The following is a 23932-nucleotide window of genomic DNA, read 5'->3' as shown; positions in this document are numbered from 1 at the left end:
CGCAGGTCCGGGCGATTGTCAGTGGTCGGGTGCACGATGGGGAGATGTCCGGCACCGCACTCGACTCGTTCTCCCCCGCGACCCGCAGCTGGTTCTCCGGGGCTTTCTCCGCGCCCACCGCCGCGCAGGAGGGCGCCTGGCGTGCCATCGCCGAGGGCTCGGACGTGCTGGTCGTGGCCCCGACCGGCTCCGGCAAGACCCTGGCCGCCTTCCTCGCCGCCCTCGACCGGCTGGCCTCGGTCCCCCCGCCGGCCGAGGCGCAAAAGCGCTGCCGGGTGCTGTACGTGTCCCCGCTCAAGGCCCTCGCGGTGGATGTGGAGCGCAATCTGCGCAGCCCGCTCACCGGCATCCGGCAGGAGTCCGTCCGCCTCGGACAGCCCGAGCCGGAGATCCGGGTCGGCATCCGTTCCGGCGACACCCCGCCCGCCGAGCGCCGCGCGATGTCCACCAAGCCGCCGGACATCCTGATCACCACCCCCGAGTCCCTCTTCCTGATGCTCACCTCCTCGGCACGGGACGCGCTGGCCGGTGTCGAGACGGTGATCCTGGACGAGGTGCACGCCGTCGCGGGCACGAAGCGCGGCGCGCATCTCGCGGTCTCCCTGGAACGGCTCGACGAGCTGCTGCCGCGTCCGGCCCGCCGTATCGGCCTGTCGGCCACGGTGCGTCCGGTGGACGAGGTCGCCCGCTATCTCTCCCCCCAGCGCCGGGTCGAGATCGTGCAGCCTCCCTCCGGGAAGGAGTTCGATCTGTCGGTGGTCGTCCCCGTCGAGGACCTGGGCGAGCTGGGAGGCTCCCCGGCATCCGACACCGGGAGCGGCGGAGGCTCCGGCGACGGCGACAAGCCCTCGATCTGGCCGCACGTCGAGGAGCGGATCGCCGATCTCGTCCAGGCGCACCGTTCGACGATCGTCTTCGCCAACTCCCGCCGCCTCGCCGAGCGTCTGTGCAACAGGCTCAACGAGATCGCGTACGAACGGGCCACGGGCGAGCCCATGCCCGAGGCCCACTCGCCCGCCGAGATCATGGCCGAGGCGGGCGCCGCCAAGGGCGCCCCGCCCCTCCTGGCCCGCGCCCACCACGGCTCGGTCTCCAAGGAGCAGCGCGCCCGCGTCGAGGAGGACCTGAAGGCGGGCCGCCTGCCTGCCGTCGTGGCGACGTCCAGCCTGGAGCTGGGCATCGACATGGGCGCGGTGGATCTCGTCGTCCAGGTCGAGTCGCCGCCGTCCGTGGCCTCCGGCCTCCAGCGCGTGGGCCGGGCCGGCCATCAGGTGGGGGCGGTCTCCACCGGCGTCGTCTTCCCCAAGTACCGGGGCGATCTGGTGCAGGCCGCCGTCGTCACCGAGCGGATGCGCACCGGCTCCATCGAGGCCCTGCGGATCCCGGCCAACCCACTGGACGTGCTCGCCCAGCAACTTGTCGCGACGGTCGCGCTCGACACCTGGCAGGCCGACGACCTGCTCGCTCTGGCCCGCCGCGCGGCGCCGTTCGCCTCGCTCCCCGAGTCCGCGTTCACCGCCGTCCTCGACATGCTCGCGGGCCGCTATCCGTCCGACGCGTTCGCCGAGCTGCGCCCCCGTGTGGTGTGGGACCGCGTGACGGGTACGGTCACGGGCCGCCCCGGTGCCCAGCGGCTCGCCGTCACCTCGGGCGGCACCATCCCCGACCGCGGCCTCTTCGGAGTGTTCCTCGCCGGGGCGTCCGGCGCCGGTTCCGGCAACGGCAAGGGCCGCGGCGGCGGCCGGGTGGGCGAGCTGGACGAGGAGATGGTGTACGAGTCGCGGGTCGGCGACGTGTTCACGCTCGGCACGACCTCGTGGCGTATCGAGGACATCACCCGCGACCAGGTGCTGGTCTCCCCCGCCCCCGGAGTGCCGGGCCGGCTGCCTTTCTGGAAGGGCGACCAGCTGGGCCGGCCGCTCGAACTGGGCCGCGCGGTGGGCGCGTTCCTGCGCGAGGTCGGCGCGCTGTCCCCGGAGGACGGCCGGCTGCGGCTGGTGGCCGCCGGGCTCGACGCCTGGGCGGCGGACAACGTCCTGGCGTATCTGGACGAGCAGCGCCGCGCCTGCGGTCATGTGCCCGACGACCGGACGATCCTCGTGGAGCGGTTCCGGGACGACCTGGGCGACTGGCGGGTCGTGATCCACTCCCCGTTCGGTGCTCAGGTGCACGCGCCGTGGGCGCTGGCTCTCGGTGCCCGGCTCTCCGAGCGGTACGGCATGGACGCCCAGGTCATGCACGCCGACGACGGCATCGTGCTGCGGCTGCCGGACGCCGATCTGATGAGTCTGGACCTCCTCGACCAGGACCCGATGTCGCTCGACACGACGTACGACAACGAGCAGGCGCCGGTCGGCGCCGGCGATGTCGCCTTCGAGCAGGGCGAGGTCGGCCAGATCGTGACCGACCAGGTGGGCGGCTCCGCGCTGTTCGCCGCCCGCTTCCGTGAGTGCGCGGCGCGCGCCCTGCTGCTGCCGCGCCGCAGTCCCGGCAAACGGACACCGCTCTGGCAGCAGCGCCAGCGGGCCTCCCAACTGCTCCAGGTGGCAAGCGAGTTCGGTTCGTTCCCCATCGTTCTGGAAGCCGTCCGGGAATGTCTCCAGGACGTCTTCGACGTGCCCGGACTCACCGAGCTGATGGGCGACATCGAATCCCGCCGGGTCCGGCTGGTCGAGGTCACGACCACCGAGCCGTCCCCCTTCGCCCGTTCGCTCCTCTTCGGTTATGTCGCGCAGTTTCTGTACGAGGGCGACTCCCCCCTCGCGGAGCGGCGCGCAGCCGCCCTCTCCCTCGACTCGCGGCTGCTGGCCGAGCTCCTCGGCCAGGCGGAGCTGCGCGAGCTGCTGGACGCCGACGTCCTTCAGGAGCTGGAACGCGAGCTCCAGTGGCTCACCGACGACCGACGCGTCAAGGACATGGAGGGCGTCGCCGACCTGCTGCGGGTCCTCGGACCGCTCACCGACGCCGAGTTGGCGGCGCGCGGGTCCGAGCCGCGCTGGCCGGCCGATCTCGCCGCGTCCCGCCGCGCCATCCGGGTCCGGATCGGCGGCGCCGAGTACTGGGCGGCGATCGAGGACGCGGGCCGGCTCCGTGACGCGCTCGGCACCGCGCTGCCCGTCGGCGTCCCCGAGGCGTTCACCGAGCCCGTCAAGGACCCCCTCGGCGATCTCCTGGCGCGCCACGCCCGCACACACGGCCCGTTCACCTCCTCCTCAGCCGCCGACCGCTTCGGACTCGGCCCCGCCGTCACCGAAGGCGCGCTCCAGCGCCTCGCCGCAGGCGGCCGTGTCGTCCAGGGCGAGTTCCATCCCTCCGGGATCGGCCAGGAGTGGTGCGACGCCACGGTCCTGCGCCGGCTGCGCCGCAGGTCGCTCGCCGCGCTGCGGCACGAGCTGGAGCCGGTGCCGCCCGCCGCGCTCGCCACGTTCCTGCCGCAGTGGCAGCATCTGGGCAGCCACAGTCTGCGCGGCATCGACGGACTGGCCCGTGCGATCGAGCAGTTGCAGGGCGCGCCCATCCCGGCGTCCGCTCTGGAGAAGCTGGTGCTCCCCTCCCGTGTCACGGGTTACGCCCCGACGCTCCTGGACGAGCTGACCACCACCGGCGAGGTCCTCTGGGCCGGAGCCGGGGCCCTCCCCGGCAAGGACGGCTGGATCTCGCTCTATCCGGCGGACTCCGCCCCGCTGCTGCTCCCGCCGCCGCACCCTCTTGAGCTGACGGCGGTGCACGAATCGGTCCTTGCCACCCTGTCCGGGGGTTACGGCCTGTTCTTCCGTCAGATCGCCGACCAGGTACGGGCCACCACCCACCCCGATGTCACCGATCCCCAACTGGCCGACGCCGTCTGGGACCTGGCCTGGTCGGGGCGACTGACCAACGACACCCTGGCGCCGCTGCGCTCCCTCCTCGGCTCCGGGCGTACGGCCGGCTCGACGGCCCACCGCGCCAAACGGACCGTCCCACGCGGCCGTTACGGCAGCCTCACCGCTGCGGCCCGGCCCGCCTCCCGCACAGGGCCGCCGACAGTCAGCGGACGCTGGTCACTGCTCCCGGCCGCCGATCCGGACACCACGCGCCGCGCGCACGCCCTGGCCCGCACCCTCCTGGACCGGCACGGCGTGGTGACCCGCGGCGCCGTCGCCTCCGAAGGCATCGAGGGCGGCTTCTCGGCCGTGTACCGCGTGCTGTCCGCCTTCGAGGACAGCGGGCAGGCGCGCCGCGGCTATGTCGTCGAGGGCCTCGGCGCGGCCCAGTTCGCCATGGACGGGGCGGTGGACCGCCTCCGCGCGGCCTCCACGGCCCGTGACCGCGCGGCGTCCGACCCGGCGCCCCGCGCCGTGGTCCTGGCCGCCGCAGACCCCGCCAACGCCTACGGGGCGGCGCTGCCCTGGCCCGATCCGCCGACGGGCGCGGGCCACAAGCCCGGCCGCAAGGCGGGCTCCCTGGTCGTCCTGGTCGACGGCGCGCTGACGCTGTACATGGAACGCGGCGGCAAGACCCTCCTCGCCTGGCCGGGCGAGGATGCCGCCCGGTCCGGCCCGGCCCATCCGGACGCCGCCGATGATGCGGCGCTGCAGGCGGCGGCCGAGGCTCTGGCCTCCGCCGCCCGCGCCGGCGCGCTCGGGACGGTCACGGTGGAGCGGGCCAACGGCGAGCAGGCGCTGACCTCCCCCGTGGGCCGCGTTCTGGAGTCGGCGGGCTTCCACGCCACCCCGAGGGGGCTGCGTCTGCGGGCGTGAGCCAAGGCCCGTCGCCGTACATCTGCGCACGCCACACCCCGTACGCCACCCACCCACGGCCCCCCTCTCGCGCATGATGGAGACATGCCCGAAGGTGACACCGTCCTGCAGACCGCCCTGCGCCTGCACACCGCCCTCGCCGGGCGGCTGCTGACCAGGTCCGACCTACGCGTCCCCCGGTTCGCGACCTCCGACCTCACCGGCCGGACGGTCCTCGACGTCACCCCGCGAGGCAAGCATCTCCTGACCCGCATCGAGGGCGGCCTCACCCTCCACTCACACCTGCGGATGGACGGAGCCTGGCGGGTGTACGGCCCCGACGAGCGCTGGCGCGGCGGCCCCGCCCACCAGATCCGGGCCATTCTCGGCAACGCCGAGCGCACCGCCGTCGGCTACCGGCTCCCCGTACTCGAACTGCTCCGCACGGCGGACGAGGCGAGCGTGGTGGGCCACCTGGGTCCGGACATCCTCGGACCGGACTGGGATCCGGACATCGCGCTGCGCAATCTGCTCGCCGACCCGGCGCTCACCGTCGGCGAAGCGCTGCTGGACCAGCGGAATCTCGCGGGCATCGGCAATGTCTTCCGGTGCGAGATCTGCTTCCTCACCCGCACCACCCCCTGGCTGCCCATCGGTGACCTGCCGGCCCCCGAGCGGCTGGTGACGGCCGCGAAGAAGCTCCTGGAGGCCAACCGGGCGCGCTCGCGCCGTCATCTGTACGTATACGGCCGCGGCGGCCTCCCCTGCCGCCGCTGCGGCACCCCCGTCAGCAAGACGACGGATGACGACCGCCCCGTCTACTGGTGCCCCCGCTGCCAGTTGGGCCCCGTCCCCTGAGACCCGTCCGCCCCGTCCCCCTCCACCACGGCGCCCTTCCCGGACCTCATCGGCGTACGGGCCGCCGCGTGCACCGGCAGCAGGCTCAGCCCCCAGCCACCCGCGGCCACCGCCCCCTCGATGACCCCGGCGTGCTCGGGCGCCAGCGCGAGCCGCAGTACGGCCCACCACCAGAGCCCGCCCACGACGAGAGCCGGCAGAAGGATCCGTCGCCGTGCCATGGCCGCCTCCTCAGACCGACGCTAGACCGGTCCGCGTATCCGGCGAAAGGGCGCATCGGAGGCGTGCACGGCGTGTATCCGACAGCCGCCGTGGCACACCATGCGCAGCACTCGCATCCGGCCCACGTGCCCTACGCGCTCTCCGCCTGGAACATCCAGTGGTGCTTTTCAAGATCGGCCGTCAGCCCGATCAGGATGTCCTGGGTGACCGGGTCGGGCTTGTCTGTGACGCTGATCCGCTCACGCATGCGGACGATCACGGCGCTGAGAGCGTCCACCAGTGTCCGTACGGCGTCCCCGTCCTTGATCCAGCCGCTGGGAACGGTGCCGATCGCGCTCTGCGCCGCCACCGTCGCCGCACGGCCGTCCGGGGTCACGCCGATCGCCGCGGCCCGTTCCGCCACGGTGTCCGAGTGCTGCCGCGCCGTGCCGACGACCTCGTCGAGCTGGAGGTGTACGGACCGGAAGCGCGGCCCGACGATGTTCCAGTGCACCTGCTTGGCCACCAGCGACAGATCGAGCAGATCCACGAGCGCGCCCTGCAGGGCCTCGCCGACCAGCTTCAGATCCGCCTCGGGCAGTGAGCTCTTGACGACAGACATGGGGCGTCCTCCAGTTCCATTCACACGTACGCCCACCATGGCACAAGACCCCAAAAGGATCATTTCGGGGGAAATTAGTTAAATTCAGCACCGACCCCCTGCTCCGTCGGGCGGAGACGGGCAAAGCAGAAGCCCCGGCCGGTCACGGGGACCGTCCGGGGCTCAGGCCTCGGTCACGTCGTGCGCGTGCGGATCAAGCGGCGACGACATCCACCGCTTCTGTTGGCGCCTTGATGGTCACCCGCTCCGTCGGCACACCTGCCACCGACGTCACGGAAACGGAATTGAGCATCGGACGTACTGCTGTGGGCACCGGCTCGCTGGCCGCTGCGGACGCAGCCAGCTCGGCCAGCGACAGTTCGTCGCTCACCTCACGCATGAGCTCGGACATCCGTACGTCAAGCGCGTCGCAGATGGCGGAGAGCAGCTCGGAGGAAGCCTCCTTCTGCCCCCGCTCCACCTCGGAGAGATAGCCGAGCGAGACTCGGGCGGACGAGGAGACTTCGCGCAGAGTACGGCCCTGGCGCTGGCGCTGCCGACGCAGCACGTCACCCAGCAGGCGACGGAGCAGAATCATCGGTGGCTCCCTCCTCGGACCGCGTAGCCGCATCCTTCTCGCCCCACCGTACCGCCTCGCGCTGCGGCCGTGCGGGGAGCGATGTCGTGTTCACTCAGGGCTGCAAACATCAAGTCCCCCCGTTCCGTTCCGTATCCTGTGTCCGCCTGTTCCCGGTCAGTTCGCCGGAGAGCAGTTCCAGCACGCTCCGTACACTCTCTCTACGGATGTCCGCCCGGTCACCGTTCAACCGCAGTGCGGCCACTTTCTCGGCACCGTGCGGACCTCTGACAGCCACGTACACCGTGCCCACGGGCTGTCCGTCCTGTGGATCGGGACCCGCGACCCCCGTGGTCGCGATGCCCCAGTGTGCGCCCAGCACGCCCCGTACGCCGACCGCCATCTGCCGTGCGACCTCGGGATCCACCGCCCCGCGCTCCGCCAGAAGTGTGCCGTCCACGCCCAGGACATCGCACTTGACGTCCGTCGCGTAGGCCGTGACTCCCCCGCGCAGCGCGCGAGAGGCGCCGGGGACGGATGTCAGCTCCGCAGCCACGAGACCGCCGGTCAGCGACTCCGCGACGGCCAGCGTCGCGCCCTCCCGTACGAGCAGATCGAGCACCCGAGCGGCCAGGCCCCTCGTTGGAACGTCGTCGGCCGCCGCATCCTTCCCGGTGGCCGGCACGCTCCCACCGCCCTCGGTCGCGAACGTCACGAAGCGCGCTCCGCGCGGTCACGCTCGGCCGCCAGCCCCGCCCTCCGTAGGAGGATCGCCTGGCGTACGTAGTCCAGGCCGGTCAGCACGGTCAGCACGACCGCGACCCCCATCACCCAGAATCGCAGCGTCGCCAGCGGCCCCGTCAGCGCCAGCACGTACATGCCGACCGCCGTGCCCTGCGCCAGCGTCTTCATCTTGCCGCCGCGGCTGGCCGGAATGACCCCGTGCCGGATCACCCAGAACCGCATCAGGGTGATCCCGAGCTCCCGGAAGAGAATGACGCCGGTCACCCACCACGGCAGATCTCCGAGGGCGGAGAGACTGATCAACCCCGCCGCCATGATCGCCTTGTCGGCGATCGGGTCGGCGATCTTCCCGAAGTCGGTGACCAGGTTGTACGTACGGGCCAGATGCCCGTCGAAGATGTCGGTGATCATGGCCACGGCGAACGCGGCCCACGCCCAGGCACGCCAGGCCGGGTCGTACCCGCCGTCCTGGAGCAGCAGCATCACGAAGGCCGGTACGAGCACCAGCCGCATCATGGTGAGGATGTTGGCGATGTTCCACACGCTGGCCTGATTGACGGCCGCAGCCCCCAGCTTGCCGCCGGGCGCCGGCCTACCCTGGCCGCCCTCGGCCGATGCCGGGACTCCGGTCATCTGGCTGCCTCCTCGCCGGAGCTCCGGGGCTCGTCCCCGGTGAAGCCGCAGTACTCGGCCACCAGGTCAACGCCCTCGGTCCCTACCACCTTCGCTTCGACCATACGACCGGGGCGCAGGCCCTCGCCCGATGTGAAGATCACCTGGCCGTCGGTCTCGGGCGCCTGGTGGGCCGCCCGGCCCACGGCGGGCTCCTCGGCCTCGTCCGAGCCGTCGACCGCCACGGACTCCACGAGCACCGTCAGGGTCTCCCCCAGGCGCTCCTCGGCCCGCTGCGACGTCAGCTCGTCGGCCAGCCGCGACAGATGGGCCAGCCGCTCGGCCACGACCTCCTGGTCAAGCTTGTGCTCGTACGTCGCCGCCTCGGTGCCGTCCTCGTCCGAATAGCCGAACACACCGATGGCGTCGAGCCGCGCGCCGGTGAGGAAGCGTTCCAGCTCGGCGAAGTCGGCCTCCGTCTCGCCCGGAAAGCCGACGATGAAGTTGGAGCGCACCCCGGCCTGCGGGGCTTTGCCCCGGATCGTCTCCAGCAGTTCCAGGAAGCGGTCGGTGTCGCCGAAGCGGCGCATCGCGCGTAGCACGGAGGGCGCGGAGTGCTGGAAGGACAGGTCGAAGTACGGGGCGACGCCCGGAGTCGACGTGAGGACGTCGATGAGTCCGGGGCGCATCTCTGCGGGCTGGAGGTAGCTGACCCGTACGCGCTCGATCCCGTCGACCGCCGCGAGTTCGGGCAGCAGCGTCTCAAGGAGGCGGATGTCGCCGAGGTCTTTTCCGTAGGAGGTGTTGTTCTCGGAGACGAGCATGACCTCCTTCACGCCCTGCTCGGCCAGCCAGCGCGTCTCACCCAGGACGTCGGAGGGGCGGCGCGAGATGAAGGAGCCGCGGAAGGAGGGGATGGCGCAGAAGGAGCAGCGCCGGTCGCAGCCGGAGGCCAGCTTCACGGAGGCGACGGGGCTGTTGTCGAGACGCCGCCGCAGCGGGGCGCGGGGGCCGGAGGCCGGCGCGAGCCCCTGCGGCAGATCCGCGGGGGCGGGGACGACCACATCCAGGAGGCCCGCCTCCGTAGGAGACGGCGTCGACGCGGCTTCCGCCCCGGCGCCGTGTCCGGGCAGAGCCACACCGGTGGCCCCCTGCCGGTCGGCCGGGCTCAGCGGCAGCAGCTTGCGCCGGTCGCGGGGCGTGTGCGAGGCGTGGATACCGCCGTTGAGAATGGTCTGGAGGCGATCCGAGATGTCCGCGTAGTCGTCGAATCCGAGCACGCCGTCCGCTTCGGGGAGCGATTCCGCGAGTTCCTTGCCGTAGCGCTCGGCCATGCAGCCGACGGCGACGACAGCCTGGGTTCTGCCGTGATCCTTCAGATCGTTGGCTTCCAGCAGGGCGTCGACAGAGTCCTTCTTGGCGGCTTCGACGAAGCCACAGGTGTTGACGACGGCGACATCCGCGTCGGCGGCTTCCTCGACGAGCTCCCAGCCGTCCGCTGCCAAGCGGCCTGCAAGCTCCTCCGAGTCCACCTCGTTACGGGCGCAGCCAAGCGTGACAAGGGCGACGGTACGGCGTTCGGGCATGGGCTCAAGACTACTTTGTCCTGGCCGCCCTCCTGCCGTGCAGGGTTGACCGGCCCACCCCGGGATCGCGGGCCGCTCCCCCCTCCGGCCCGTCCATCGCCCCGTGACGCTCACCCCGTGCCCGCCGACGCCGCCAGAACTCTGTCCGGCATCGGCCGCGGCATCAGCCGGCCTCGGGGTCGCCCTTCGTGTACGACGGCCGCTCGACCTGGCCCGGCTTGAAGTCCTTGTCGACCTGCTTGCCGTTGACGAAGATGTCGATCACCCCGGCGTTGCCGAGGATGAAGTCGATCTGCTCGTCGTCCTGGAACGTCTTGGACTCACCCTTGAGGAGCAGTCCGTCGAAGATCAGTTCACCGTTGGGGGACTTCGCGGAGATCCAGCTCTTGTCCTCGACCGCCGAGAGCTTGACGGTCACCTTGTCGGCCGGGGCTGCGGCGATGGCGCTGTCCGACGGATCGGGCTTCGGGTCGGCGGGCTTCGAGGCGCTCGGCTTCGGGCCCGTCTTCTCCGGCGCCGGGCCCTCGGCGACCTGCTTGCCCTGGCCCTCGTCCTCCGTGCCGTTGAACATGGTGAAGCCGACGAAGCCGATCACCGCGACGATCGCGGCGACCATGGCCGCCGTCCAGTTGGGACGGCGCCGCTCCGGGCGGATCCGCTCGGCCTCGAACAGCGGGGCTGCGGGCGTCGGCGCCGGGCGTCCGCCGTGCTCGGAGTCGTACTGCCTCACAAGAGGTTCGGGGTCGATCCCGACGGCGCGCGCGAGCATGCGGATGTGGCCGCGTGCGTAGACGTCCGCGCCACTGCGCGAGAAGTCGTCCTCCTCGATCGCCTGCACGATGGGAACACGCACTCGGGTGGAGGCGCTGACCTGTTCGACGGTCATGCCGGCGGCGGAGCGCGCTTGCTGGAGAACGTGACCGACCGAGGGCTTGTCCACTTCGGTCGCGGGCTGCTCGTCCACAGCGGGGTCGACGGCGGAAGGCTGGTCGTCTTCGGGGGAGTTGCCGATGGACACGGGAGTGCCTTTCGAGCGTGTAGCCACCTGCTGGATGTTCAGTCTATGGGTGGTACGAAAGGGTGGGGCAACCGGGCGGACGCACTTTGTACGCCATCTGAATGGCCGGACGGCGTGTCGGCGAGACACGGTGATGTCTCTCCCTCCACCTTGACGCCCGACCGGGGTAAGGGGTTGCTCCAGGTATCCCTCGGATGGCCTCAGGTTCCGTCAATTTCCGTCAGCTCCTTCGGGAGCGGACCCACCGCGGATCACGGCGAGAACCCCGTCCAGCTCGTCTGCCTTCACCAGCACATCACGCGCCTTGGAACCCTCGCTCGGACCGACGATGTTCCGCGATTCCATCAGATCCATGAGTCTGCCCGCTTTGGCGAAACCCACGCGCAACTTGCGTTGAAGCATGGAAGTCGAACCGAATTGCGTGGAGACCACCAACTCGGCCGCCTGGCACAGCAGATCGAGATCGTCGCCGATGTCCTCATCGATCTCCTTCTTCTTGGCCGTGCCGACGACGACGTCCTCCCGGAAGACCGGCGCCATCTGGTCCTTGCAGTGCTGGACGACGGCCGCGACCTCCTCCTCTGTAACGAAGGCGCCCTGCATACGTGTCGGCTTGCTAGCCCCCATGGGGAGAAAAAGCCCGTCGCCCTTGCCGATCAGTTTCTCAGCGCCGGGCTGGTCGAGGATGACCCGGCTGTCGGCGAGCGAGGAGGTCGCGAAGGCGAGCCGGGAGGGCACGTTGGCCTTGATCAGACCGGTGACGACGTCGACCGAGGGGCGCTGGGTGGCGAGCACCAGATGGATGCCCGCGGCGCGGGCCAACTGGGTGATGCGGACGATCGCGTCCTCGACGTCGCGCGGCGCGACCATCATCAGGTCGGCCAGCTCGTCCACGATCACCAGCAGGTACGGATAGGGCGTCAGCTCCCGCTCGCTGCCCAGGGGGGCCTTGACCTTGCCCTTGCGTACGGCCTGGTTGAAGTCGTCGATGTGGCGGTAGCCGTACGCCGCGAGGTCGTCGTAGCGCAGATCCATCTCGCGCACCACCCACTGGAGCGCCTCGGCGGCCCGTTTGGGGTTGGTGATGATGGGCGTGATGAGGTGCGGGATGCCCTCGTACGCCGTGAGCTCGACCCGCTTGGGGTCGACGAGGACCATCCGGACGTCCTCCGGGGTCGCCCTGACCATCACCGAGGTGATCAGACAGTTGATGCAGGAGGACTTGCCGGATCCGGTGGCGCCGGCGACCAGCAGGTGGGGCATCTTCGCGAGGTTGGCCATCTCGTAGCCGCCCTCGACGTTCTTGCCGAGCGCGACCAGCATCGGATGGTCGTCCTCGGCGGCGTCGGCGAGCCGCAGGACGTCGCCGAGGTTGACCATCTCCCGGTCGGAGTTCGGAATCTCGATGCCGACGGCGGACTTGCCGGGGATGGGGCTGATGATCCGGACATCGGGGCTGGCCACGGCGTAGGCGATGTTCTTGGTGAGGGCGGTGATGCGCTCGACCTTCACGGCCGGGCCGAGCTGCACCTCGTAGCGGGTGACGGTCGGTCCGCGGGTGAAGCCGGTGACGGTCGCGTCGACCTTGAACTCCATGAAGACGTTGGTCAGCGAGTCGACGACCGTGTCGTTGGCGGCGCTGCGGGTCTTGCCGGGGCCGCCCCGCTCCAGCAGGTCCAGCGACGGCAGGGAGTAGGTGATGTCGCCGGCGAGCTGAAGCTGCTCGGCGCGCGGGGGCAGCGGGCGGTCCTGCGCGGGCGGCGGCTTGGTCAGGTCGGCGACGGCGCCGGGCAGCGACTGCGCCGCCGCACCACCGCCGCGCGGCTCGGGCTCGCGCGCCGTGGGTACGGAGCGCTCCCACGGCCCCTCCCCCGGCCGCGCCCTCGCCGCGTCCCGCGTGCGGTCCGCCGAGACGCCCTGGGTGAGGTCGGCGACGATCGGCGAGGGCGGCATCCCGTTGAGCACGGCTCCGTCCAGCGCGGCGGCAGCGGCGGCGGCCACGTCGACGGCGTCCATGGGCCGGCCGGCCGCGGGCTGCGCCGCCTGCTTGCGCGGGCGTCGACGGCGGGCCAGCGCCTGGACCTCCGCCTGGTCGGGGTCGTACTCGTCGGGCGCCTCGCCGCGCCGCGCCGTCGAGCGGCGCCCCCGCGCGGGCAGCGCCTCACGCCACTGGTCGTCGTACCGCTCGTCGTCGCTCCCGTACTCCTGCTCGTGCTCGCGCTCCTCGTCGTCGTGATCGGCCGGGGAGGGATCGAGGATGCCGAGCCGGACGCCGAGTTGCCGCAGCCGCTGCGGAATCGCGTTGACGGGCGTCGCCGTGACGACGAGCAGCCCGAAGACGGTGAGCAGCACCAGCATCGGTACGGCCAGGACCTCGCCCATGGCGAAGATCAGCGGCATGGACGCTGCCCAGCCGATGAGCCCTCCGGCGTCCTGCATCGCCTCCGTACCGGCGTCCCGGCCCGGCGAGCCGCAGGCGATGTGAACGAGCCCCAGGACGCCGATCACGAGCGCGGAGAGGCCGATGACGATGCGTCCGTTGGCCTCGGGCCGCTGCGGGTAGAGGATCAGCCGGACGGCGACGGTACCGAGCAGTATCGGGACGAGCAGGTCGAGCCGGCCGAAGGCGCCGGTGATCAGCATCTCCACGAGATCGCCGACCGGGCCGCGCAGGTTCGACCACGTACCGGCGGCGACGATCAGGCCGAGCGCGAGCAGCAGGAGGGCGAGGCCGTCCTTGCGGTGCGCCGGGTCGAGGCCTTTCGCGCCCCGCCCTATGCCGCGGAACATCGCGCCGACCGCGTGCGCGAGACCCAGCCAGAGGGCGCGTACGAGGCGGTAGACGCCGTTCGTCGGGGACGGTGCGGGCTTGGGTGCCGGTTTGGCCGCGGCCTTCTTCGCGGGAGCCTTCTTGGCCGGTGACTTCTTTGTGGGAGATGTCTTCTTCGCCGCGGCCTTGGCGGCGGGGGCCGACTTCTTCGCGGCACCGCTCGTACGGCCGGCACGCGGTTTCGCGGTGCCCGCCGTGCCCTGGGAACCCTTGCCGGACGTACGTGAGGCCATGGGGGTGAGGTTACCGGTGTGAACGGCGGCGGACACGTGTGCCCACTGCTTCACCCGTTCGTGTCGTCCACTGTCGGCCGCGAACTGACGCGCCCTCAGGCGCTCCCGGCGGGCTCCGGCGTACTTGCTCGGGCTCCCGGCGGACCGCGGAGCGGTGCGAAACGGGCCGCCCATGGGCGCGTTGAGGCGCGGGGGACCTGCTCGGTCAGCTCGGTGAGGGAAGCGGGGAGCCGCCTCCGCTGCCCGGCTCCAAGGCGTCCAGCGCCCGGCGGAGTCCAGTCAGTTTGCGCTCCAGATGTGCGGCCGTGGCGACGGCCGCCGCGTCCGCGGACTCGTCGTCAAGCTGCTTGGAGAGCGCTTCGGCCTGTTCCTCAACTGCGGCGAGCCGGGCGGACAGTTCAGCCAGTAGCCCCGCCGGTTCCTTGACCTCGCCCGCTCCCTCCAGTTGCAGCCTGAGCAGTGCGGCCTGCTCTCTCAACTGGCAGTTCTTCATGTACAGCTCGACGAAGACCGAGACCTTCGCCCGCAGCACCCACGGGTCGAACGGCTTGGAGATGTAGTCCACCGCGCCTGCGGCGTAGCCCCGGAAGGTGTGGTGGGGACCGTGGTTGATGGCCGTGAGGAAGATGATCGGGATGTCCCGTGTCCGCTCACGCCTCTTGATGTGCGCGGCGGTCTCGAAACCGTCCATCCCAGGCATCTGGACGTCCAGCAGAATGACCGCGAAGTCGTCCGTCAGCAGCGCTTTGAGCGCTTCCTCCCCTGACGATGCCCGCACCAGCGTCTGATCGAGCGCGGAGAGGATGGCCTCCAGCGCCAGCAGATTCTCCGGCCGGTCATCGACCAGGAGGATCTTGGCCTTCTGCACCATGGCCCGCCCTCCTCGCCCCGGCTGTGCACCGGGCGCCGCCCCAGGGGACGACTCCCTTACGCCGTCCGTCCTTGTGCCGGTCATGGTAGCCGCACCCCGCCTGTCGCCACACCCTGTCACCGCGATGTCACTGTGCACGTAGCAAAAACGTCACAGGAGCCGGGAAAGTTCCCCGATTAGCGGTGGCCCACACGTGAACGACCACAAGAACTCACCTTCTTCCACAGGTTCACACAACCGCCGGTCACTTCTGAAGTCGCTCCCAGCGTCGAATCCTTGTCACTTTTGGTGCATCCACTGCTCCATGACTGACAGAAGATGATCGGGGTCGACCGGTTTTGTCACATAGTCAGATGCGCCGGAGTCGATCGCCTTCTCCCGGTCGCCCTTCATCGCCTTCGCGGTGAGCGCGATGATCGGCAGCCCGGCGAACTGCGGCATCCTGCGGATCGCCGTCGTCGTCGCGTATCCGTCCATCTCCGGCATCATGATGTCCATCAGCACCAGCGTCACGTCGTCGTGCTGCTCCAACACCTCGATGCCCTCACGGCCGTTCTCGGCGTACAGCACCGACAGACCGTGCTGTTCGAGGACGCTGGTCAGCGCGAAGACGTTGCGGATGTCGTCGTCCACGATCAGCACCTTCTCGCCGCCGAACGAGTACGTACGCCGCTCCTCCGGAGCGTCCTGCCCGTCGGCCGCCCACGAAGCGTCCGCCTCCGAACCCCCCGAGGGCCGCGAGCCGTTGGCCACGCCCGCCGAACCGTTCCCACCACCCGCCGGCCCACTCGGCGGACCTCCCGGCCCGCCAGGGCGCCCTGACAGCGAGTTCAGCTGCTCCGGACCGCCCAGCGCCTTGCGACGGCGCCGGAACAGCGCGGCCGGCCCCCCACGGGGCTCCGACGGGCCCGCGGGCCGGTCCAGCCGCGCCCGCTCCGGCGACAGGCCCGCGGAGCCGCCACGACCACGCAGCGGCTCGATGCCCGGAGTCAGCTGCGGGTAGCCCTGCGGGGGCAGTTCAGCGGCGTGCAGCGGCAGGTACAGCGTGAACGTCGAGCCGCGGCCCGGCTCGCTCGCCGCGTGGATCTCGCCGCCGAGCAGCCGGGCGATCTCCCGGCTGATGGACAGACCCAGACCCGTGCCTCCGTACTTACGGCTCGTCGTACCGTCCGCCTGCTTGAACGCCTCGAAGATCACCCGCATCTTGCTCGCCGCGATCCCGATACCGGTGTCGGTGACCGAGAAGGCGATCAGATCGGCGTCCGCGTCACGCAGCGAACCGGCCTCCAACAGCTGTTCCCTGATCGCGTTGGGCACATCCGCACCGGCGGGCCGGATCACCAGCTCCACGGCGCCCGTATCGGTGAACTTCACCGCGTTGGACAGCAGGTTGCGCAGCACCTGGAGCAGCCGCTGCTCGTCGGTGTGCAGCGTCGCCGGCAGCTCCGGCGAGACCCGTACGGAGAAGTCGAGCCCCTTCTCCGCCGTCAGCGGCCGGAACGTCGCCTCGACGTAGTCGACGAGCTGCACGAGCGCGATCCGCGTCGGACTGACGTCCATCTTGCCCGCCTCGACCTTGGACAGATCGAGGATGTCGTTGATGAGCTGAAGCAGGTCGGAGCCCGCGCCGTGGATCGTCTCGGCGAACTCCACCTGCTTCGGTGAGAGGTTCATCTCCGCGTTGTCCGCGAGCAGCTTCGCCAGGATGAGCAGCGAGTTCAGCGGCGTACGCAACTCGTGCGACATGTTCGCCAGGAACTCGGACTTGTAGCGCATCGACACCGCGAGCTGTTCGGCGCGCTCCTCCAGCACCTGCCGCGCCTCTTCGATCTCGGTGTTCTTCACCTCGATGTCGCGGTTCTGACGGGCCAGCAGCTCCGCCTTCTCCTCCAGCTCCGCGTTGGAGGACTGCAGCGCCTTCTGCCGGTTCTCCAGCTCCGCCGAGCGCTCCCGCAGCTGCTCCGTCAACTCCTGCGACTGCTTGAGCAGCACCTCGGTCTTGGTGTTGACGCTGATGGTGTTGACGCTCGTCGCGATCATTTCCGCGATCTGGTTGAGGAAGTCCCGCTGGATCTGGGTGAAGGGCTGGAACGACGCCAGCTCGATCACACCGAGGATCTTGCCCTCGAACAGCACCGGCAGCACGATCACGTACGCCGGTGACGCCTCGCCGAGCCCCGAGGAGATCTTGAGATAGCCCGGCGGAACGTTGACCTGGATCGTGCGTTTCTCCTCGGCCGCCGTACCGATGAGAGTCTCGCCCGGCCGGAAGGAGGTCGGCATCGCACCGGCCGAGTAGCCGTAACTGCCGCGCATGCACAGCTCGTACGAGCCGTCGCGCCCGCCGCCCGTCCCCAGCTCGGAGGCGGTGCCGGTGCCGGTCGGCATGGCGAGGAAGAACGCGCCGTGCTGCGCCGAGACCACCGGGGTCAGCTCGCTCATGATCAGCGAGGCCACGTCGTCCAGGTCGCGGCGTCCCTGCATCAGTCCGGAGATACGGGCCAGGTTGCCCTTGAGCCAGTCCTGCTCCTCGTTGGCGAGGGTGGTGTCGCGCAGGTTGGCGATCATGGTGTTGATGTTGTCCTGGAGGACCTGGATCTCGCCCGCGGCGTCGACGTCGATCTTCAGATTCAGATCACCGCGGGTCACCGCGGTGGCGACGGCGGCGATCGCCCGCACCTGACGGGTCAGATTGCCAGCCATCTCGTTCACGGACTCGGTGAGGTCGCGCCAGGTCCCGTCGACGTCCCTGACGCGGGCCTGGCCGCCCAACTGCCCGTCCGTGCCCACCTCACGGGCCACGCGCGTGACCTGGTCGGCGAACGAGGAGAGCTGGTCGACCATCGTGTTGATGGTGTTCTTCAGCTCCTGGATCTCACCGCGGGCATCGATGTCGATCTTCTTGGTGAGGTCGCCCTTGGCGATGGCGGTGGTGACCGTGGCGATCTGGCGCACCTGACCGGTCAGGTTGGACGCCATCGAGTTCACCGACTCCGTGAGGTCCTTCCAGGTCCCGGAGACACCCGGAACACGCGCCTGGCCGCCCAGCTCGCCCTCGGTGCCCACCTCGCGGGCGACCCGCGTGACCTCGTCGGCGAACGAGGACAACGTCGTCACCATGATGTTGACGGTGTCGGCGAGTTCGGCGACCTCACCGCGCGCCTCGACGGTGACCTTCTTCGTCAGGTCACCGTTGGCGACGGCCGAGGAGACGCGCGAGATGTTCCGCACCTGACTGGTCAGGTTGTTGGCCATGGTGTTGACGTTGTCGCTGAGGTCCTTCCAGATGCCGGTGACACCGCGCACCCGCGCCTGACCGCCGAGGATGCCCTCCGTACCCACCTCGCGGGCCACGCGGGTGACCTCGTCGGCGAAGTTCGACAGCTGGTCGACCATCGTGTTGACGGTCGTGACGAGGTCGAGGATCTCGCCCTTGGCGTCGACGGTGATCTTCTTCGAAAGGTCGCCCTTGGCGACGGCCGTCGTGACCTCGGCGATGTTGCGGACCTGGGAAGTCAGGTTGTTCGCCATGAAGTTGACGGACTGGGTGAGGTCCTTCCAGGTGCCCGAGACACCCTGGACCTCGGCCTGCCCGCCGAGCATGCCCTCCGTACCGACCTCGCGGGCGACCCGTGTCACCTGTTCCGCGAAGTTCGACAGCTGGTCCACCATCGTGTTGAGAGTGTTCTTCAGCTCCAGGATCTCGCCGCGCGCGTCCACGTCGATCTTCTGCGACAGGTCGCCACGCGCCACCGCCGTGGCGACCTGCGCGATGTTACGGACCTGGGAGGTCAGGTTCCCCGCCATGCCGTTCACCGAGTCGGTCAGATCGCGCCAGACACCGGCGACGCCCGGCACCTGGGCCTGACCGCCGAGCCTGCCGTCGGTGCCCACCTCACGGGCCACGCGGGTCACTTGCTCGGCGAAGGCCGAGAGCTGATCGACCATCGTGTTGATGGTGTTCTTCAGCTCCAGGATTTCGCCACGGGCGTCCACGTCGATCTTCTGCGACAGGTCACCACGCGCCACCGCCGTGGTCACCTGCGCGATCTGCCGCACCTGGTCCGTCAGGTTGCCGGCCATGAAGTTGACGGAGTCCGTCAGCTCCTTCCACGTACCGGAGACGCCGTCCACCCGCGCCTGGCCGCCGAGCCTGCCCTCCGTACCCACGTCACGCGCCATCCGCGTCACCTGGTCGGCGAACGACGACAGTTGGGCCACCATCGTGTTCACGGTGTTCTTCAGTTCGAGCATCTCGCCCGCGACGTCGACGGTGACCTTCTGAGAAAGATCGCCGTTCGCGACCGCCGTCGTCACCTGAGCGATGTCCCGCACCTGGCCGGTGAGGTTACGGAACGCGGTGTTGACCGAGTCCGTCAGGTCCTTCCACGTGCCCGCCGCGCCCGGTACCTCGGCCTGGCCGCCCAGTTGGCCCTCGACGCCGACCTCGCGGGCGACCCGCGTCACCTCGGAGCCGAACGAATTGAGCTGCCGCACCATCGTGTTGACGGTGTTCTTCAGTTCGAGCATCTCGCCGGCCACGTCGACGGTGACCTTCTGAGAAAGGTCACCGTTCGCGACCGCCGTCGTCACCTGCGCGATGTCCCGCACCTGGGTGGTCAGATTGCGGAAGACGGTGTTGACCGAGTCCGTCAGGTCCTTCCACGTGCCCGCGGCGCCCGGCACCTGCGCCTGCCCGCCGAGCACACCCGAGCCGCCGACCTCGCTCGCGACCCGCGTCACCTCGTCGGCGAACGTACGCAAGGTCTCGGTCATCTGATTGATCGTCTCGGCGAGCTGCGCGACCTCACCGCGCGCGCTCACCGTGACCTTCTGAGAAAGATCGCCGTTCGCCACGGCGGTGGTGACCTCGGCGATGCCACGCACCTGGCTGGTCAGGTTGCCGGCCATCGTGTTCACCGAATCGGTGAGGTCCTTCCACACCCCGGCCACGCCGGGCACAGTCGCCTGACCACCGAGTTCACCCTCGGTGCCGACCTCACGGGCCACCCGCGTGACCTCGGAGGAGAACGACGACAACTGGTCCACCATCGTGTTGACGGTGTTCTTCAGCTGAAGCATCTCGCCGGCCACATGCACGGTGACCTTGCGCGACAGATCGCCCTTGGCGACAGCCGTCGTAACGAGAGCAATGTCACGCACCTGAGCGGTGAGGCGGTACGCCATCGTGTTGACGGAATCCGTGAGGTCCTTCCACGAACCCGACATACCGCGCACCTTGGCCTGACCGCCGAGCTTGCCCTCGGTACCGACCTCCAGCGCCACACGCGTCACCTCGTCGGTGAACGCGGACAGCTGGTCGACCAGGTTGTTGACGGTCCGGGCGACCTTCAGGAACTCACCGCGCAGCGGGCGCTCCGTCCCCGCCGAGCCCTCGGCGAAGTGCGAGCGCAGCTCCATCCGCTGCTCCAGGTCACCCTCGGCGACCGCCGACAGCACCCGTCCGACCTCCGAGACGGGGCGCGCCAGATCGTCCACCAGCGCGTTCGAGGCGTCGATGGCAGTGGCCCAGGACCCTTCACAGGCGCCCGTCTCCAGACGCTCCGTGAGCTTCCCTTCGCGCCCGACCATGCGCCGTACGCGGGCCAGCTCGCCCGTGAGGTGCAGGTTCCGGTCCGCCACCTCGTTGAACACGGCGGCGATCTCCGCCATCACATCGTCACCGGAGACGGTAAGGCGTTTACGGAAGTTGCCGTCCCGCATCGCCACCAGGGCCGTCAGCAGTCTGCTCAGCGCCGCCGCATCGACCTCAGTGGCCCCGTTGTTCCGGGACCGTCCGCCCTTTGCGCGCGTGCTGTTGCCACGCGCCGCCACGCCAGACTCCACCGTGTCCCTCCCGCGGGGGTTGACCGTACTGACTGCTCAGACTGTTGCTCGGACTGTCTTTGGGATCCTGCCCAGTGTTTCACCACGGCTGAACCTGGCGATAACAGTTCGGCAGCTTCGCTTAGCGTCCCCACCCCCGGTAGGCGGAAACAGTGACGACCGGCATCCGCCCTCGCAGCGAAGGTAAGTAACCTGGCATCCGGCTGTCCAACTGTCCCGGTCCGCCCGGCCGGGGCGGTATGGCGAACGTACTACCACACCGGGCACCGGGAGGGCGGGGCCGCATCATGGCAGAGCCGGGCGTCGAGACGCGTACGAGGAGTTATGTGATCACCGCGCGGGCGGCTGCCAGCTTCGACCCTGTCGGGCGGTCCGTCGCGACCGCCCGCGCCTTTGTCCGTGACACGCTCCAGGGCTGGGGCTACTCCGACGTCGTCGACGACGCCGTGGTCCTCACCAGCGAACTCGTCACCAATGCCGTCATCCACGCCGGCACATCGGCGGACGTGCTCTGCCTCCGTACGGAGGACGGCGTCCGCGTCGAGGTCTCCGACCACTATCCCGAACGTGAGATCCCATTGCAGGGAACGGGGCTGTCGCTGGGCAGCCCCGACCGGGAGAACGGCCGCGGGCTGCTGCTCTGCGCGGCACTGGCATCGCGCTGGGGCGTCGACTACACCCCGACACACAAGCAGGTCTGGTTCCAGCTCGACCTCCCGGACCGCCCCGTGGGCGCGCGGTCCGCCGGCCCGGTCATCCCGAACGCGCTCCTGCCCGTCACCGACGAACGGGTCAGGGTCGCCGTCATCCAGATCGACAGAACCGGCGCCGTCTCGACCTGGAACGAGGACGCCGAACACCTCTTCGGCTACCCGGCGGACCAGGTCGTCGGCAAACCCCTCACCGACTACGCCGCCTGGCCGCACACACCGGGCATCGGCACCGGCATCGCCGAGGCGCTGCTGCTGTCGCGCTGGGAGGGCAGTTACGGAATCCGGGGCAGCGACGGCCGAGTCATCCCCGTGTACGCCTCCCACCTCCGGGTGCGCGACACCGAGGGCGAGCCGTCCACCGTCTGCCTCCTCGTGCGCGACGACGAACGCGCCATCATCCAGACCCCGCAGCGCGCCCCCGCGACCGAGGCCGGCGCCGAGAGCCGCACGGTGGACCCTTTCGAGGTCTTCATCGGCTCACCGGCGCCCGAGGACCTCGACGGTCTGCTCCAGCGCACCGTGGAGCGCGCCCGCGACATGCTCGAAGGCGACTCCGCCTTCCTCCTGCTCGCCACCGACGACGAGACGGAGCTGGAGGTACGGGCCACCACCGGCCTCCCCTCGGCCCGGCAGCGCTTCGCCCGCGTCCCGGTGGAAGCCGGCACGGGGCGGTACGGCTCCGCCCGTATGCCCGCCGTCCACGAAGACCTCGCCATCGTCCCCGGCGCCGTCCCGCTCCTCAACGGCACCGGCATGCGCTCCGTCGTCACCGTCCCGCTCAAGGTCGAGGGGCGGCTCACCGGCTCGCTCGGCGTCGCCGCCGAATCGGCGGGCCGGTACTCCAACGAGGAGGCGCTGCGCCTCCAGTTCGCCGCCGACCGGATCGCGCTGGCCGTCGAGTCGGCCCGACTCGGCGAGCTGGAACGCCTGCGGCGCGGTTCTCTCTCCTTCCTGGTCGAGGCCTCCGACCTGCTGGCCGGCACCCTCGACCGGGACCAGACACTCGCGCTGATGGCCCAGATGACGGTGCCGACGCTCGCCACCTGGTGCGCCGTCTACACCATCGCCGACCAGGCGTCGGACCCGTACCTCTCCTACGTGCTGCACGAGGACGAGGAGCGCATCGACGGCCTCAAGGCCCTGCTCTCCAAGATCGACCCGCCCGACCCGGTCCCCACTCCGGGCGCCCGAGTCTGGACCGGCCCCGCCGACGCCGCGCACCAGGCGGCGCTCCGTACGTCCATGAGGGAACTGGGAGGGGCCTCCACGCCCGTCTCGTCCGGAATCGGCACAACGCTCGCCACAGCGGCGGCGGTTGGCGGCGAGACCGTCGTGCTGCCTCTCGTCGCGCGTAACCGCGTGATCGGGATGCTGACCCTCGGCAAGCCGTCCGACGACCACTTCCGCCAGGAAATCCTCGAACTGGCCGAGGACTTGTCCCGCCGAGCGGCGCTCGCGCTCGACAACGCGCGCCTGTACTCGGAGCGCATGGCGATCAGTCAGTCCCTCCAACGCAGCCTGCTACCGCCGGAACTGCCCCAAGTGCCCAACGTCGAGGTCGAGGTCATCTACCGCGCGGCGGGCGAGGGCAACGAGGTGGGCGGCGACTTCTACGACCTCTTCCCCATCCGCGACGGCGCGTACGGCTTCGCGATCGGCGACGTCTGCGGCACAGGCCCGGAAGCCGCAGCGGTGACAGGCCTCGCCCGGCACGCGCTCCGGCTCCTCGCCCGCGAGGGCTTCAGCGGCCCGGCGGTGCTGGAGCGCCTGAACGCGGCGATCCTCGACGAGGGCGCGCGCAGCCGCTTCCTGACGCTGCTGTACGGGGAGCTGTGGCCCCAGGAGGACGGCAGCGCGGTCCTCAAGGTCGTCTGCGCGGGCCACCCGCTGCCGCTACGCCTGCGCCAGGACGGCTCGGTGGAGGCGGCTGCGGACCCGCAGCCGCTGCTCGGTGTCATGGACGACCTTGAGTTGTACGAGCAGATGGTCACCCTCGACCCGGGCGACGTGCTTCTCTGCGTCACCGACGGCGTCACCGAACGCCGCGAGGGTGCGCGGATGCTGGGCGACGATGGCCTCGTCGACGTACTGACGGGCTGTACGGGCCTCACGGCCGGAGCTGTCGCGTCGCGTGTGCTGCGAGCGGTGGAGAGGTTCGCGGCGGAGCCGGCGTCGGACGACATGGCGATCCTGGCGATGCGTGTGCCGGAGCCGCAGTAGGACCCAACGAAGAAGGGCCCCGCCAACAGGCTGGGCCCTTCTTCGTGTTGGAGCCCCAATACGGAATCGAACCGTAGACCTTCTCCTTACCATGGAGACGCTCTACCGACTGAGCTATTGGGGCGGGGCAACGAGAGAGATCATACCCGAAGCACGGCGTGCTGAAAACCTCGACATGAACGCAGAAATGCCTCAACCCCCGCACTGTGTGCGGGGGTTGAGGCCAATAATTGTTCGGCGGCGTCCTACTCTCCCACAGGGTCCCCCCTGCAGTACCATCGGCGCTGAAAGGCTTAGCTTCCG

The 23932-nt window shown here is 70.1% G+C and carries 13 protein-coding genes and 1 tRNA gene; 3 read left to right on the top strand and 11 right to left on the bottom strand.

The genetic code is table 11. From position 1 onward, the window contains the following. Window positions 1–44: 44 nt before the first annotated feature. Window positions 45–4739 (top strand): ATP-dependent helicase, encoded by a 4695-nt coding sequence (locus tag ACIBLA_RS35180; RefSeq protein WP_399200931.1) that lies wholly within the window; start codon window positions 45–47, stop codon window positions 4737–4739. 84 nt (window positions 4740–4823) lie between these two features. After that, the gene (locus ACIBLA_RS35175) at window positions 4824–5576 is read left to right on the top strand and encodes a DNA-formamidopyrimidine glycosylase family protein (RefSeq protein ID WP_363245962.1); all 753 of its coding nucleotides are present in this window, start codon (window positions 4824–4826) and stop codon (window positions 5574–5576) included. Here ACIBLA_RS35175 and ACIBLA_RS35170 read toward each other — a convergent pair. The 10 genes from ACIBLA_RS35170 to ACIBLA_RS35125 form a co-directional block, all read right to left on the bottom strand. Then, a complete protein-coding gene (locus ACIBLA_RS35170) occupies window positions 5537–5797 on the bottom strand; it encodes a hypothetical protein (RefSeq protein WP_363245963.1) in 261 nt (86 codons plus the stop codon). The genes ACIBLA_RS35175 and ACIBLA_RS35170 overlap by 40 nt on opposite strands. 131 nt (window positions 5798–5928) lie before the next feature. Beyond that, window positions 5929–6399, bottom strand: a complete 471-nt coding sequence (locus tag ACIBLA_RS35165; protein WP_363245964.1) for a DNA starvation/stationary phase protection protein — start codon at window positions 6397–6399, stop codon at window positions 5929–5931. Window positions 6400–6592: 193 nt separating this feature from the next. Continuing rightward, entirely contained in the window at window positions 6593–6976 is a 384-nt protein-coding gene (locus ACIBLA_RS35160; RefSeq protein ID WP_363245965.1) for a helix-turn-helix transcriptional regulator, read from the bottom strand. A gap of 109 nt (window positions 6977–7085) precedes the next feature. After that, window positions 7086–7577 carry a CinA family protein gene (locus ACIBLA_RS35155; protein ID WP_363245973.1) on the bottom strand — a complete coding sequence of 164 codons (492 nt, stop codon included), beginning with the start codon at window positions 7575–7577 and terminating at the stop codon, window positions 7086–7088. Window positions 7578–7666: 89 nt separating this feature from the next. Further along, the gene (pgsA, locus tag ACIBLA_RS35150) at window positions 7667–8332 is read right to left on the bottom strand and encodes a CDP-diacylglycerol--glycerol-3-phosphate 3-phosphatidyltransferase (RefSeq protein WP_363245966.1); all 666 of its coding nucleotides are present in this window, start codon (window positions 8330–8332) and stop codon (window positions 7667–7669) included. Further along, the gene (gene rimO, locus ACIBLA_RS35145; RefSeq protein WP_363245967.1) at window positions 8329–9897 is read right to left on the bottom strand and encodes a 30S ribosomal protein S12 methylthiotransferase RimO; all 1569 of its coding nucleotides are present in this window, start codon (window positions 9895–9897) and stop codon (window positions 8329–8331) included. Before rimO ends, pgsA begins: the two co-directional genes overlap by 4 nt. 163 nt (window positions 9898–10060) lie before the next feature. After that, window positions 10061–10915, bottom strand: a complete 855-nt coding sequence (locus tag ACIBLA_RS35140) for a helix-turn-helix domain-containing protein (protein ID WP_399200940.1) — start codon at window positions 10913–10915, stop codon at window positions 10061–10063. Window positions 10916–11125: 210 nt separating this feature from the next. Then, window positions 11126–13978 carry a DNA translocase FtsK gene (locus tag ACIBLA_RS35135; RefSeq protein WP_399200930.1) on the bottom strand — a complete coding sequence of 951 codons (2853 nt, stop codon included), beginning with the start codon at window positions 13976–13978 and terminating at the stop codon, window positions 11126–11128. A gap of 205 nt (window positions 13979–14183) precedes the next feature. Further along, the gene (locus ACIBLA_RS35130) at window positions 14184–14849 is read right to left on the bottom strand and encodes a response regulator (protein WP_363245969.1); all 666 of its coding nucleotides are present in this window, start codon (window positions 14847–14849) and stop codon (window positions 14184–14186) included. Window positions 14850–15128: 279 nt separating this feature from the next. After that, window positions 15129–20696, bottom strand: coding sequence for a HAMP domain-containing protein (locus tag ACIBLA_RS35125; RefSeq protein ID WP_363245970.1), 5568 nt, complete (start codon window positions 20694–20696; stop codon window positions 15129–15131). 287 nt (window positions 20697–20983) lie between these two features. Here ACIBLA_RS35125 and ACIBLA_RS35120 point away from each other — a divergent pair, with 287 nt between their 5' ends. Continuing rightward, the gene (locus ACIBLA_RS35120; protein WP_363245971.1) at window positions 20984–23629 is read left to right on the top strand and encodes a SpoIIE family protein phosphatase; all 2646 of its coding nucleotides are present in this window, start codon (window positions 20984–20986) and stop codon (window positions 23627–23629) included. A 48-nt stretch (window positions 23630–23677) separates the two neighbouring features. On the opposite strand, the gene ACIBLA_RS35115 is transcribed toward ACIBLA_RS35120, so the two are convergent. Next, a tRNA-Thr gene (locus ACIBLA_RS35115) sits at window positions 23678–23753 on the bottom strand. Window positions 23754–23932: the final 179 nt, after the last annotated feature.

The sequence above is a fragment of the Streptomyces sp. NPDC050433 genome (genome assembly GCF_044458565.1).
Classification (GTDB): Bacteria; Actinomycetota; Actinomycetes; order Streptomycetales; family Streptomycetaceae; genus Streptomyces.
The sequence above is the reverse complement of the archived record's forward strand: the minus strand, read 5'-3'. Positions and strand labels throughout refer to the sequence as shown.

Coding starts and splice junctions, on each gene's coding strand:
- rimO (WP_363245967.1), bottom strand. CDS start 9,897: ATGCCCGAACGCCGTACCGTCGCCCTTGTCACGCTTGGCTGCGCCCGT.
- pgsA (WP_363245966.1), bottom strand. CDS start 8,332: ATGACCGGAGTCCCGGCATCGGCCGAGGGCGGCCAGGGTAGGCCGGCG.
- ACIBLA_RS35180 (WP_399200931.1), top strand. CDS start 45: ATGTCCGGCACCGCACTCGACTCGTTCTCCCCCGCGACCCGCAGCTGG.
- ACIBLA_RS35165 (WP_363245964.1), bottom strand. CDS start 6,399: ATGTCTGTCGTCAAGAGCTCACTGCCCGAGGCGGATCTGAAGCTGGTC.
- ACIBLA_RS35170 (WP_363245963.1), bottom strand. CDS start 5,797: ATGGCACGGCGACGGATCCTTCTGCCGGCTCTCGTCGTGGGCGGGCTC.
- ACIBLA_RS35130 (WP_363245969.1), bottom strand. CDS start 14,849: ATGGTGCAGAAGGCCAAGATCCTCCTGGTCGATGACCGGCCGGAGAAT.
- ACIBLA_RS35135 (WP_399200930.1), bottom strand. CDS start 13,978: ATGGCCTCACGTACGTCCGGCAAGGGTTCCCAGGGCACGGCGGGCACC.
- ACIBLA_RS35160 (WP_363245965.1), bottom strand. CDS start 6,976: ATGATTCTGCTCCGTCGCCTGCTGGGTGACGTGCTGCGTCGGCAGCGC.
- ACIBLA_RS35120 (WP_363245971.1), top strand. CDS start 20,984: ATGGCAGAGCCGGGCGTCGAGACGCGTACGAGGAGTTATGTGATCACC.
- ACIBLA_RS35175 (WP_363245962.1), top strand. CDS start 4,824: ATGCCCGAAGGTGACACCGTCCTGCAGACCGCCCTGCGCCTGCACACC.